We start from the raw sequence: 13,639 nt of genomic DNA, 5'->3' as shown, positions 1-13,639 counted from the left end.
AGTAATCCACCCTTCTCGTGAATGTAGTAGTTTAGATAAACAACCAACCTGGCTCTTGAATAATAGCGCTTTCAATACAGCGAAGTGTTACGCAGTGGATTGAAGACTTCCCTCCTTTTGACACGCCAACAACCCCGGCATCTCCTTCGGGAGTTACCGGGGTTGTCCTAAACCGCTCAGGTTTAAAAGCATGGCCCTCGAGTTATGATCACAACGTTATCGTAAGAAATATTGGATCTTATGTCAATAACTTTTTTGGGAGCATTTATTTTCTATTTTTATGTTTACAAAAGCACGTCCGGGGATTTAAACTATTCGCAGATTCACAATATAAGGGCTATGTATCCCGGAACACTTACGTGTGTTCTGGGACAACCCCGTCTCTTCTGAGGCGGGGTTATTTGTATTATGCAGTCGAATCGGGAGAAGAGAGGCGGTTGATGATCGTTGAGTACCCATTCTGTCATCGAATGTTTGGAAGGCATTCAGGCGTCGCGGCTGGGCAATATCCGCAACATTTATGTGTACCTCCCGCCCGGTTACCATGAGCAGGCAGCTCGGCATTATCCGGTTCTGTACGTTCATGCGGGGCAGCGGGCTTTTGGTCTATCCGGGCCAGGTAATGAAACATGGAATATGGATCAGGCAGCAGACGGTCTTATTTCCTCCGGGCAGATTGAATCACTGATTATTGTGGGCATTACGCATGTCCGTCCAGTCACGCACAACGAATTCTATCACTTCGTCGCTCCGGAGAGAGAGGCCGTGAGTGTGGGGTGTTCAGGCATCGCCTATGAGCATTTCATCATTCATGAGCTTAAGCCAATCATTGATCATCGTTATCGGACGCTGCCGGACAAGCAGAATACCGGGCTGTTGGGTTCATCTGCCGCAGCACTTTGTACATTGCACATGGGGATGCGAAATCCGGAGGTTTTTGGAAAACTGATCATGATGTCGCCATTTTATGTGGATGTGCAGCTGGACGAAACATCGGAGAGCGGGCTGTTGGAAGAAAACATGTATCGCTTGCCAGAAGAGGTACCCGACGTTCGAATGTGGGTGGATATTGGAGATACGGAAGGTCTGTTTCTGCCTTCTCAGGTCAGAAGGGTAGCTCATCAATTACTTGAACGCGGAGTCAGATCGGGTGAGGAGTTGGCATTTCTGGAACAGCAAGGTGCCTGTCATCAGGAAGGTGACTGGGGAGCACGCATTCACCTCCCGTTACTGTACATGTTCGGCCACGTGGGTAAGCCCTCCTCGCTTGAACTGCTTGGAAGGGATGTCATCGGGCTACAGGGTGGAATGACCGTGTATATCAATGCACAAATGCACTACGAGAGTGGGTTAGTTCGGAGTCTGCTGCACGCGAATTATACTTCGAGTGACTCGAATGTGCTTCAGGTTCAAGCGAGTGGAGAGTTGGTTCCTGTCGGTATTGGAAGTGCATCCATCACGCTGACTGTGGGGGAACTGTCTGCTACACGCATCTATACCGTCGTTCCTGAATTGTCAACTCACGTAGAGGTCTGCATTCGTGCAGAGGTAGCTCCCGACGAAGACTCGGAGGAAACGATATATGGTGGGATGGGTATGAAGCTTGTCCGTTCTGGTAAAGGTCGATATGAAGGTAGTTACCGAGTCCCGCGTGATAGTGGGTTCTCCTTCCGGTTTACACGTGGTTTCCGCCGTTTCGAGACCGATGTGGATGGCAAACCTATTGCCAATCGGGTATTTCGAGCGACAGATGATATGTCTGTGCATTACCTAATCCAATCCTGGGGCAGTACGTCAGCCAAAACGGGAACAGGAGGCCCAAAATGATCATTCCTTCATTCGCTCCAGTGCTGGACATTCCTTATTATTATCCCTGCAATTTTCCTCTGATTCATGAAGTGCTCCATCGACAAGGATCCATCACAAGTCTTGCACTGCTGGCGGCAAGTCGGTTGTACAGCCTTCCTTCGTGCGGGGATAACGGACTGGTGAAGCCTTATTTTCACAAACTGGATTATGTAGAGCCAATCTGGGAGATGTATGGTCAGCGACAGCTGGAAAGCTTCGAGGAAGGCAAGACGCAGATCCGGCAGTATATTGGCGAAGGTGGGCTTTTTTTGGCTACAGGAACCAGTTATCACCTGCCTTACTGTGAGGATTATCAGAATCCCGAGTACATTCGCAAACATGTGAAGCAGGGCTCCCGACTACATCTGGTAGACCATTGGATTGCTGTATATGGTTTGGAAGATGAGCATGTTCACGTCTACGATCCCGTGCCCTCCAAGTATAAGGGAAAGGTTACTCAAAAGGCCTTTCATGACTTCTGGAAAGGTAACCAAAGCATACCTGAGCTTGCGCAGGCCAAACGCAAAGAAGAACTCCGAACGTATGGAACCATGGACATTCGGGCGACTGTGAAGCTGGACTCTGACGGTTACCGAGACATGTTGATCCAGGCGTTAACAACGCAGATTGAAGAATTTCTGACAGGCCGGACGATTACGCAAGGAGAGCGGAATTTTCATTTTGGACATGTGGTGTCTCTGCGACTCTTAGATGCACTGCGTGGGGCGAATGAAGGGGATCAGGCCAATGAAATGTTAATATCGGGTCTGCTGTTTGATATGCGATGGAGTCGATATTTTCTTCGAGATCTTCTTCAGGAGTCTGTCTTATGGCTCGGTTCTCCATTTGATCAATATGCGAGAGAATTCAGCGAGATCATTGTACGTTGGGAGAAGGCCTACAATATGCTTCAGGTCAGTCGGATAAAGCAGCGTGAGCAGTGGAAAGTACAGCTAACAAGTGTAATTAAAATGTTGGTCACCGATGAATGGCAATGGTATGAGTCACTTCGACAGTCCATACCTCAGGCAGATTGCTTCCCACGTCAGACTGTGTCGATGATTGGACAAGAACACAGGGAGGATTTACTCCGTATCGTATTGGATAGCTGTCGGGAGTTAAACGCGTACCATAATACAACGATTCCACTTGGTGAGGGTGGTAACGCTCCACTGTACGGACGAAGTGGGCAACTGGATTCGCTGGAACTCGTGTCATTGCTTGCAGTGGTAGAGCAGGGAATCGAAGATCGATGGGGAACGGGGATGGGAGCCGCACTGGCGGAGATGGCTGCCGCTTCCATGCCGGAAAGCCCATATCAGACCGTGGATTCACTTGTTGATTATCTCGCACAGCAATGGGCGCCTGCCGGTAAGGAGGATGCAAGATGTTGAACCAATTCTTGCTTGAACGATTCGCGGAACAGGGACAGCAACCTGCGCTGATCTGGAGAGATCAGGAGTACAGCTATCGGTGGCTGCTGGAACAGGTTGGCATCATGAGTAAGTGGATTACAGCAGAAGGGCTGACTGGGCAACTTGTAACGCTGGAGGAAGACTATTCCCCCTATGCAGCGGCAGCATTGGTTGCTTTGCTCGGACAAGGGTGTATCGTGCTCCCCATGGATCGGAACCTGGTTGAAGCCAAACGAGAGGAATATATCCAGCTGGCACAGGTGAAGTGGCGTTTGGGCGTTGAAGAAGGCAAGTTGTGCATTCGGCAAACGTGTGAATTATCGGGAGAGGTTCCTGTGTTGTTATCCTCGCTGGCACAAGAAGGCGTAGGCGGACTTGTACTCTTTTCATCTGGATCAACTGGAGTAAGCAAAGCGACTGTCCATCGTGCAGATCGGCTGTTACATGGTTTTCGGCGGCAGGTTCGGCCTTTGCGAACGATTCCATTCATGATGTTTGATCATATCGGCGGTGTGAATACAATGCTGCAATCCCTGTCCAGTGGGGGCTGTCTCTGTATCATTGCAGATCGATCTCCCGAAGAAGTGTGCCGAACGATTGAGAAGTTTCGTGTGCAGGCTCTTCCGGTCTCTCCAACATTTATGAATCTGTTGCTGCTGGGTAGAAATGATGAGGGGTATGATCTGTCGAGTCTCGAAGTTGTGTCATACGGATCGGAAGTGATGCCTGAATCCGTACTGGCAGCCTGGAACCGGAGATTTCCACAACTAAGGACGATACAAGCCTATGGCATGTCTGAACTTGGCATTCTGCCAACCCGCTCCAAAGAGCCAGGCTCGCTGCTGTTTTCCATTCAAGATGAAGGGGTCAAGTGCCGGGTGGTGGAAGGAGAATTACAGATCCATACCGAAACTGCGATGATCGGATATTTGAATGCACCTTCACCTTTTACAGAGGACGGGTGGCTACGTACTGGGGATGAAGTTGTGCTGGAGCAGGGTTACATTCGTATTCTGGGACGTCGTTCCGAGATCATTAACGTAGGGGGACGGAAAGTGTATCCTGCCGAGGTCGAGGGTGTTCTGGAAGAGATGGAATGTATTGAAGCGGCCGTAGTTTCGGGAGAACAGAGTGGTATCACGGGTCAGAGGGTGAAGGTGACGATCCGGCTGGCTACAGAATGTACTCTCACCGATCTGCGGCGATCCATCTGGGAATATTGTCAGGACAAGCTGCCTTCATACAAGATTCCGCAGAAAATCGTAATTACACAGGGAGCGCTCGTAAGTTCAAGAATGAAGAAAATACGAAAACCAATGACTTCGACACCCTTCGCCTCGGCTGGGAAATAGGTCGCTGCCTCGAAGAGTTTCACCTTGCTTGAATCGGTATCGCTAACGAACCTCAAACATCGTATTGAGGGGATAATCAAGAAAAGTAAAACCTAACGAATCTCAGTAACGTTATTGCTTCAAAAATACGGCTTCGGGTCTCGAAAATCGACGTATTGGACGAAATAAGGTCTCTCTGATTCGTTAGGCATTTAACCCGCGTATAATGAAGCGAATAAGGTGTGCTGGGTTCGTTAGAATATGACGTACAAGATGCAGAAGAGGCTGTCCTTGGTCGTAAATATGACCTGGAGGACAGCCCTTTGAAGTTATTTTCCCTTGTTAGCTGTATTTATCTCAGGCCTCAGCTGGTTGTTTAACCTCAAGTTGCATCAGGGAGAATCCGTATGCTTCCAGATCGAGGGTCAGTTTATTTTGCCGTGCTTCCACGGTGTTGGATGTGAATAGATTTCGCCAGATGTTACGATCTCCCAAGGGGAGTTCAAGGGTGCATGGTTCATCACCAGCATTAAGAACAAGAAGCATGCGCTCTCCCGTATGCGAATCCAATCGTTCGATGGCAAGACAAGGGTCTCCGGCTTTTGCATATACAATCTTCAGTTCTGTGCTGCGCAGGGCAGGGTGCTGTTTGCGAAGGGCAATCGTACGGGTGAAAAATTCCAGAAGCTCGCGATTCTGCTTGCTCTCATCCCACTCCATACACTTGCGGCAACCCGGATCATATCCCCCATCAAGTCCCACTTCGTCTCCATAATAGATACATGGGACACCTGGATACGTAAGCAGCAACGTAACGGCAAGTTTCATCTTGCGTTCGTCTCCATCACACAAGGTCAGCAGTCTGGGTGTATCATGACTTCCGAGCAGATTGAAGGCCGCTTCGGTCACAGGTTGTGAATAGGCTGCGAGCAGTTTGCCGATCTCATTTGCGAATCCAAGTCCATCGAGCTTGCCATGCACCGTATAGTCCAATACCGAATTGGTAAACGGATAATTCATCACGGCATCGAACTGGTCTCCCTGAAGCCACATGAGCGAATCATGCCAGATCTCACCGAGCAGATAGGCGTCAGGTTTAATGGCTTTTACCGTCTGACGGAATTCGCGCCAGAACTGATGATCTACCTCGTTGGCTACATCAAGCCTCCAGCCGTCAATGTCCATCTCCTCAATCCAGAAACGACCTACCTCTAGCAGGTATGCCTTCACTTCAGGGTGTTCCGTGTTCAGTTTCGGCATGAGCGGTTCAAAGGCAAAGGTGTCATAAGTCGGTATGCCATTCTCCACACGTGGCGGCCAGTCCTTGATATAGAACCAATCTGCGTAGGGGGAAGAGGGACCATTCTTCATGACATCGACAAAAGGAGGGAACTCTCTACCGGAATGATTGAATACCGCATCCAGAACAACGCGTATACCGCGCTGATGACAGGCGTCCACGAACGCTTTGAACTGTTCATTGGTACCAAAGTGAGGATCAACCTTCATGTAATCGCCTGTATTGTATTTGTGATTCGTCGTGGCTTCGAACAGCGGACAGAAGTAAATGGCATTGATGCCGAGCTGACTTATATGATCCAGATGATCCAGCACACCTTGGAGATCGCCGCCGAAGAAGTTCACCGGTGTAGGCTCTCCTCCCCAGGGTTCAGCATTTTTGGGACTGAGGGATGGATCGCCATTGGCATAACGTTCAGGGAAAATCTGATAAAACACAGCGTCCTTAACCCAGGCAGGCGGTTCAAAAATGTCGACTGGATTCATAAATGGAAAATCAAAGAATTCGAGCGGATGATCAGGCAGCGCCTGCTCGAATCCGCGCTCCGTCATCCAGACCGATACCTCTCCTTGAATCAGTTGGAAACCATACCGTAATCGGCGATAGGGAGGTGAAGTCTCAGCTTCCCAATAATCGAACATTTCATCCCGGGCAAAGATGTGCATGGGGATGTGTGTGATCGTCCGATCCCAGGCATATTTGTCTCCCGTAATCGCAATCACCGCATCCAGGTCCCCACGTTTGGACCGAAGTCGGAGGTGCATGGTCGAGCGGTCATACGCATAGGACCAATTGAGTTTGGGGCGATGGTAAACGGCTTCAAGAATCATGTAAATCACTCCTCGTCAGATGATGAAATTCAGATAAAAGTGGCCATTAAACGCAAAAAAAGGCACAACCTCAATTGTTCACGAGGTTGTACCTTTCGGCAGCATAGCCTTTTGATTATAGTGCTATTATACGAACTAACTCAGCAAAAGAAAACACTTTTTTTCCTTAAATTTCAAATTGTTTTATTCGAAATGTAGGACGCATATCTGCAATTACTTTTTTTTATAAATCAAATCCAAGTTTATTGGCGTATGCAGAGAATTCTTTGTGAAATTTCTCGATATTTTTCTTGCCGGTAGCAATTTTGGCATTGGCTTGTTTCAGGACAGCGCTGTTTACCGTTGTTTTGGAGACAGATTTTTTAGCGAGTTGGAATCCTTCCAGCTGTGTATAGCTACCTTTGATCAAGTTGGCATGGATTTTTTGCAATTCCGCATTTTGCGGTTTGATCATCTTCAGCTTTGATACATATTTGGTGTAGTTAGGAATCGCTGTATTGGTCAGTTTCAGGAAAACGGACTTGCGATTGGATGATGTGATGTAAAATCCACCTCCCAAAGCATTGAAGGCTCTCTCCTCATATACCGATGCCATATCCAACTGATCAAGGTAGCCCAGGAAATCTTCTTCTTCGACTGTAGGGATCGGTTCTTGTTCTGACGTGTCAATTTCTTCATAGTATTCGTCTTCCGAATATGTATTGGTTGAGTCATCCGCAGCAGCGGCATAGGACCCTACAGGTGCGAACACCCCGCCGAGCAAGACAAAACTCATAATGATTGATAGTACCCATGATTTCTTCACGTGTTAATATCCCCTATCTATAGATGTGATTTTATTCCAATGGATAATCTAACATAGTACAACAAGAAATTACAGGAATTGTTTTACAGTAAATTCATCAGTCAAACGCATATGAATGAATAATGAGTCACTAGCAAAAAGGACATGTATTAGATGAAGCTAAAAGTAAGAAGAGAGATTTGTATATTTAGCAGGTAAGAAAAAAATTACATATATGGTTTATGTGGAGGCGTATTGTATCGATATATATTGTATTGGTTTAGTTAATTTATCTTTATTTACTGTTGTTTTATGAAGTTACAGAGTTCGACAGGGAGTGAGAAGTTTTTCCAAATAAAATGCTTGTATAATGATTTCATCTCCATTACAATACAATTGATAATGAGATTCAATATCATTTAGATAAAAAAGGGGAGACGGATTTCATGTATAAAGTAAAGAAAAATCTATACATTTATGCAGCACTTATTCTGATGATTTCACTACTTGCTGGTTGTGCTTCGGGTGGAAGTGCCGAGACAACAAATACGTCCAGCCAAGCTGCAAGCAGCAATGAGAGCAATAATGAAAGTGATACAACTGCCAGTGCGACTGAAGATCAGACCCGAGTGATCAAACATGCCATGGGCGAAACCACAATCAAGGGAACCCCGCAAAAGATCGTGACACTGTTCCAGGGTGCGAATGATGTCGTTGTTGCACTTGGCGTGAAACCGACAGGCGTGGTGGAATCCTGGGTTCAGCAGCCAGTCTATGAATATCTGAGAGCAGATCTGGACGGAGTTCCACAAGTAGGACAGGAATCGCAACCCAATCTGGAAGAGATCAACAAGTTGAAACCCGACTTGATTATTGCTACGAAGATCAGACATGAAGAGATCTATGAGCAACTGTCGCAGATCGCACCAACGGTAGTGACGGAGACGCTTTTTGACTGGAAAGAAACGGTGAAAACTGTTGGGGAAGCGATGAATAGGGTTGAGCAATCGGATAAATTGTTGTCTGATTGGGATGGCCGTGTAGCTGATTTCAAAGAGAAAATGGGGGATCGTCTGCCAATTGAAGCAACCATCACGAACTTTAGAGCCGATCAGGTTCGTATTTTCTACATGGGATATGCAGGTAAGATTCTGAATGAACTTGGGTTCACCAGACCTGCCGGACATGACGCAGACACATGGGGAGTTGAATTGACTTCCAAAGAAAACATTCCAGATATGAATGCAGACATGATCTTCAACTTCAATTCAGGCACAGAAACAGATGCCATTCAGAAAAATTATGATGATTGGACCAGCAGTCCACTGTGGAAAAACCTTGATGCAGTCAAGAACAACCAACTGGTTCAGGTCGATGAAGTGGCCTGGAACATGGCAGGTGGATACACATCGGCCAACATGATGCTGGACGATCTATATAAGCAGTTCAACCTGAACTAACTAACAGGAGCAGGACCTGCCATGCACCAGAACATTCGTTAACGAAGTGTATGGGCAGGCAGGTCTTTTATCATTTTACAGATGAAAGAGTGAGAGTATGTTTCCCCTTTTTACAAAGGCAAGCGCCAAGATCTATGGACTGGTTGGTTTATTCATATTACTTCTACTTGCTTGCCTAGCCAGTATGATTCTGGGACGTACGCATATCACGTTTCAGATGGCATGGGAAGCACTGCAATTCTATGACGAGAGTTCTGTGGAACATGTGGTTCTGCTGACGGAACGGTTGCCACGTACAGTTATTGCTGCTGTTGTAGGAGCAAGTTTGGCCGTGGCGGGTGGGCTGATGCAGGCATTGACACGTAACCCGCTGGCATCACCAAGTGTGTTCGGAATCAATGCAGGTGCGATCTTTTTTATTGTTATTGCCATTGTTGTATTGTCCGTATCTTCGCTCACCACCATGATGTGGTTTGGTTTTGCAGGGGCTGCTGTAGCCGCGGCAATTGTATATGGGCTAGGTTCCCTCGGTCGTGATGGCCTGACACCGATCAAGATTGTACTGGCGGGGACGGCAATTTCCGCGTTATTTGCCTCGTTCACACAGGCCATTCTGGTGCTGGATGGAACCGGATTGCAGGATGTACTGTTCTGGCTTGCCGGTTCAGTAAGTGGTCGGACATTGGATATGTTATATCCTGTTCTGCCGTACATGACAGCCGCAGCTATTGTCTCTTTGTTCATGGGCAGAGCCATCAATCTGCTCTTGACGGGTGATGATATCGCCAAAGGCATGGGACAGAATGTACTTCTGGTCAAGGTGCTCATGGGAATTGTTACGGTATTGCTGGCGGGTGGTTCGGTTGCCGTAGCCGGTTCGATCGGTCTCGTCGGTCTGGTTGTCCCGCATATCATGCGTGCACTTGTAGGAAACGATTACCGCTGGCTCGTTCCTTACTCTATTGTGGGGGGAGCGATTCTGCTGTTGTCTGCGGATGTGGTGGCAAGGCTGGTGATTATGCCGCAGGAAGTTCCACTTGGTGTCATGACTGCACTGATTGGCGGACCCTTCTTCGTGTACATTGCCCGTAAGGGGGTGACGAAGATATGAGGAAACTGTTGACTTTCCGCAACAAAAAAGACACCGTTTCGGTGCAAATGGAACGAAAATCATTGGTTGTCATCGGTGTATGTATCCTCTTGTTCCTGATGGCAGGAGTGGTCGGTACCAGTGTAGGCAGTGACTTTATTTCTCCGCTGGATGTGCTCAGAACGATATTTGGTCTGAATGCAGGAGAGCATGACTTCGTCGTGCTGACCTTAAGACTGCCACGGGTGTTATTATCTCTGCTCGTAGGAGCAGCCCTCGGTATGTCAGGCGCACTTCTGCAAGGCATTATCCGTAATCCGCTGGCCTCACCGGATGTCATCGGCATCACCGGCGGCGCGGCCGTTGCAGCTGTAGGTTTTGTTACGCTGTTAGGTGGAGCGGTAAGTATCAAGTTGTTGCCATTGTTCGCCATCGCTGGCGCAATTGTGACGGCTTTGATCATCTATGTGCTTGCCTGGAAAAAGGGAGTCAGTCCGATCCGTCTGGTGCTGATCGGCATTGGGGTATCGGCCATTACCGGAGCCGGGACGACCTTTATGCTGATCCTGAGTCCGTTCTACACGGCAGGTCAAGCCTATATCTGGCTGACAGGAAGTGTATACGGAGCATCGTGGACCGATGTCCGAACGATTTTACCGGTTATCGTAATTGTTATACCGCTGGCGATTTGGTTCGCTCGCAGCCTGAATGCACAGGAGTTCGGGGATGATCTGGCCACAGGGCTGGGTGTAACTGTACAGCGGCATCGTTCAGCGTTGTTGTTATGCAGTGTACTGCTGGCGGGAATCGCCGTTGCGGTTGCCGGAACCATTGGTTTTGTAGGCCTTATCGCTCCACATATTGCCCGAAAGCTGGTTGGACGGATGTTTGGCAGTATGCTGATTGTGTCTGGACTGGTTGGTGCTCTGCTTGTATTTGCGGCAGATCTGATTGCCCGCACTGCCTTTCTACCGCTGGATGTTCCCGCAGGGGTATTCACCGCAGGCGTAGGCGCACCATTTTTCCTGTATTTGTTGTTCAAGAATCGAAATCAGTTTTGAGGAGGAGAGAGCTGTGAGTATTCTGGAAGCCAAGGAGCTTACGATCTCCTATGGAGCAGATCCCATTATTGAAAATTTAAACCTGACCATTCCCAAGGGCCAGATTACTGTCCTGATTGGCAGCAACGGCTGTGGTAAATCTACGCTACTGCGTACGATGGCCCGGTTGCTGAAATCGAGCTCTGGTTCGGTGCTGCTGGATGGCGAAGAGATTGCAAAGCTGCCGACCAAGGAGATTTCAAGACGCATGTCCATCCTGCCGCAAGGTCCCACCGCTCCGGAGGGCCTGACGGTGAACCAACTGGTGAAGCAAGGACGTTATCCACATCAAACATGGCTGAAGCAATGGTCACGAGAGGATGAGCGCATGGTCAAGCTGGCACTGGAATCAACACATCTGACAGAACTCGCGGATCGACCTGTGGATGCATTGTCCGGTGGACAGCGTCAGCGTGCCTGGATTGCGATGACACTTGCGCAGGGTACCGAAACGCTACTATTGGATGAACCTACAACCTATCTGGATATGACACATCAGATTGATATCCTCGATCTGATGTTTGAGTTGAACGAACGGGAAGGACGCACGATTGTTATGGTACTTCATGATCTGAATCTGGCATGTCGTTATGCGCATCACATTGTGGCTGTTCACAACAAGTCGATCTACGCAGAAGGCAAACCGGAAGATATTGTTACACAGGAGATGGTTCGTAAGGTTTTCCAGATGGAGTGTGAGATTGCGGTCGATCCACTGTTTGGCACACCAACCTGCATCCCACATGGAAGAGGAAGGAAGCTGAAGGGAGAACAGCGTTATACACAACTGGCTTGAGGATCAACAAGTCCGCTTTTGATTCGATTAATAGTTATTCAAAACTCCACATCAACTCCATTGTATGATCATGCAGATGACAAATTAGGCAAGCCGTTGGTAAAACCATGTCCCAGGCTTGCCCGGTTTGTTGTGCCTATTATTCGATAAAAGCATACCTGCATCGACTTAAACCCACACTAAATTCGATCTTATTTTTCCTTAAAAGTTTATTATTGACAATATAGCTCGAATTGCCATAAAATAGATTTTATATGATATTGATAATCATTATCAATATTGAATTACAATAAAAATTGATGAACGTATGAGCAATATAAGTTGAATTAATCATTTACATACAACGGAGAGGACAGAAAAAACCTGAAAAATCGGAGCTATAAGCTTTCTGCAAGAAAGCTACCACGAAAGAATACACTTGCCTAAAAGCTTTCCGAAAGAAAGCTGCTTCGTAAGCATAAGCTGCGCCTACAAGCTTTCTAAAAGAAAGCTGGCATCGAAAGCATACGCTATCACCGGATTTTCCCTTTGTATAAGGAATTAAAAAAAATCTGGGGATAACAGCGATTGGAAGGTTGTTCTGTCATCGTAGTGTCAGCGTAAATAATCTTTAATTCAACTTATATAGGAGCGAGTACCTTCATTCGATCGAGGAGGATTTTCAGTGTTTCCGAAAGGGATTCATAATCTGCAAAACCGACTCATTATAAGCAAAGCGAGAGAAATGGGCATCACCTGTGAGCCACTTCTTGAGGGATGCGAAGATTTCCTGAAGCTGTCTGTAGGGGACCAAGAGATCATCATTAACAAAACCAGATCTCATCGTCTGCCGTTAATCGCTGGACTGCTCGCGAAGAACAAGCAGGCATGTAATATGTTATTGCATGAACAGGGCATGCCTGTACCGTCATTTATCGTGATCCCGGAGATGGGAAGCGAAGCAGCAGATTTTCTGGAAAGGCATGGCTCCATTGTAGTGAAACCGCTGGATGCGAGCAGCAGTATGGGCGTGACGCTGGATGTGCGTACTGAAGAAGAACTGGAGACAGCCATTCAGCTTGCGAGTGTCCACGGCAGCAGCATTATGTTACAGCAATATGTGACCGGGATTGATTACAGAGTGCTGATCATCAACGGAGAAGTGGCGGCTGTGAACCAGTATCGGCCTGTCTATGTCGAGGGAGACGGAACTTCAACCGTTCGGGCGTTAATTGAGCAGTTGAATCAGGAACGAATCGAGATGACGCACATTGGGGAGTATGAAGCGTTTCCCCAGGTTAATGCAGAAACGGAACGACTGCTGGAGGTATTACATGCACAAGGGACAACACTGGATGAAGTTCCTGCCGTGGGAAAAGAAATCGAGTTATACAATCTCCGCAATTCTGCCGCCGGAAAAATCAGTGAATTCTACAAGGATTGTACCGAAATCATTCATCCCGAAAATGCCCGGATGATCATTCAGGCGGCAAAGACTCTTCAGATCGATGTAGCAGGAGTCGATGTTCGTTGTCGTGATATCCGCACCCCCATCTCCAGAGATCAGGGAGGCATCCTGGAAGTGAACGCCTTGCCAGATCTGACACACCACGTCTTTCCCCATGGTGGAACAACTCGTGATGTGGTTCGGTTATACCTGGAATACCTGTGTCAGGAGCAACTTGAATATAAATAAATATAGCTTA

Annotated in this window: 10 protein-coding genes; 8 read left to right on the top strand and 2 right to left on the bottom strand. The window is 47.6% G+C overall.

The window, feature by feature from the left end; all coding sequences use genetic code 11:
- Window positions 1-447 precede the first annotated feature (447 nt).
- The 3 genes from C161_RS21355 to C161_RS21345 are packed head-to-tail and all read left to right on the top strand — an operon-like array spanning window position 448 to window position 4,615.
- Window positions 448-1,827, top strand: coding sequence for an alpha/beta hydrolase (locus tag C161_RS21355; RefSeq protein ID WP_051449852.1), 1,380 nt, complete (start codon window positions 448-450; stop codon window positions 1,825-1,827).
- On the top strand, window positions 1,824-3,242 hold the full coding sequence (locus C161_RS21350; protein WP_036672602.1) for a hypothetical protein: 1,419 nt from the start codon (window positions 1,824-1,826) through the stop codon (window positions 3,240-3,242). Before C161_RS21355 ends, C161_RS21350 begins: the two co-directional genes overlap by 4 nt.
- Window positions 3,236-4,615, top strand: a complete 1,380-nt coding sequence (locus C161_RS21345) for an ANL family adenylate-forming protein (protein WP_036672599.1) — start codon at window positions 3,236-3,238, stop codon at window positions 4,613-4,615. The genes C161_RS21350 and C161_RS21345 overlap by 7 nt, the downstream gene beginning before the upstream one ends.
- 336 nt (window positions 4,616-4,951) lie before the next feature.
- Here C161_RS21345 and C161_RS21340 read toward each other — a convergent pair whose 3' ends face one another.
- Window positions 4,952-6,724: an alpha-glycosidase gene (locus C161_RS21340; protein ID WP_036672597.1), complete on the bottom strand. Its 1,773-nt coding sequence runs from the start codon at window positions 6,722-6,724 to the stop codon at window positions 4,952-4,954.
- 223 nt (window positions 6,725-6,947) lie between these two features.
- On the bottom strand, window positions 6,948-7,529 hold the full coding sequence (locus tag C161_RS21335) for a hypothetical protein (protein ID WP_036606205.1): 582 nt from the start codon (window positions 7,527-7,529) through the stop codon (window positions 6,948-6,950).
- Between the two features lie 425 nt (window positions 7,530-7,954).
- Between C161_RS21335 and C161_RS21330 the strand changes: the two genes are divergently transcribed.
- The 5 genes from C161_RS21330 (at window position 7,955) to C161_RS21310 (ending at window position 13,629) form a co-directional block, all read left to right on the top strand.
- Window positions 7,955-8,968, top strand: coding sequence for an ABC transporter substrate-binding protein (locus C161_RS21330; protein ID WP_036672595.1), 1,014 nt, complete (start codon window positions 7,955-7,957; stop codon window positions 8,966-8,968).
- 97 nt (window positions 8,969-9,065) lie between these two features.
- Window positions 9,066-10,079 (top strand): FecCD family ABC transporter permease, encoded by a 1,014-nt coding sequence (locus tag C161_RS21325; RefSeq protein WP_036672593.1) that lies wholly within the window; start codon window positions 9,066-9,068, stop codon window positions 10,077-10,079.
- Window positions 10,076-11,119, top strand: a complete 1,044-nt coding sequence (locus C161_RS21320) for a FecCD family ABC transporter permease (protein WP_036672592.1) — start codon at window positions 10,076-10,078, stop codon at window positions 11,117-11,119. Before C161_RS21325 ends, C161_RS21320 begins: the two co-directional genes overlap by 4 nt.
- A 13-nt stretch (window positions 11,120-11,132) precedes the next feature.
- Window positions 11,133-11,954: an ABC transporter ATP-binding protein gene (locus C161_RS21315; RefSeq protein ID WP_036672591.1), complete on the top strand. Its 822-nt coding sequence runs from the start codon at window positions 11,133-11,135 to the stop codon at window positions 11,952-11,954.
- 664 nt (window positions 11,955-12,618) lie between these two features.
- The gene (locus C161_RS21310; protein WP_036672590.1) at window positions 12,619-13,629 is read left to right on the top strand and encodes a hypothetical protein; all 1,011 of its coding nucleotides are present in this window, start codon (window positions 12,619-12,621) and stop codon (window positions 13,627-13,629) included.
- Window positions 13,630-13,639: the final 10 nt, after the last annotated feature.

It is taken from the genome of Paenibacillus sp. FSL R5-192, from assembly GCF_000517845.1.
Classification (GTDB): domain Bacteria; phylum Bacillota; class Bacilli; order Paenibacillales; family Paenibacillaceae; genus Paenibacillus; species Paenibacillus amylolyticus.
Note: the sequence above shows the minus strand (reverse complement) of the source record. Positions and strands in the feature narration are given on the sequence as shown.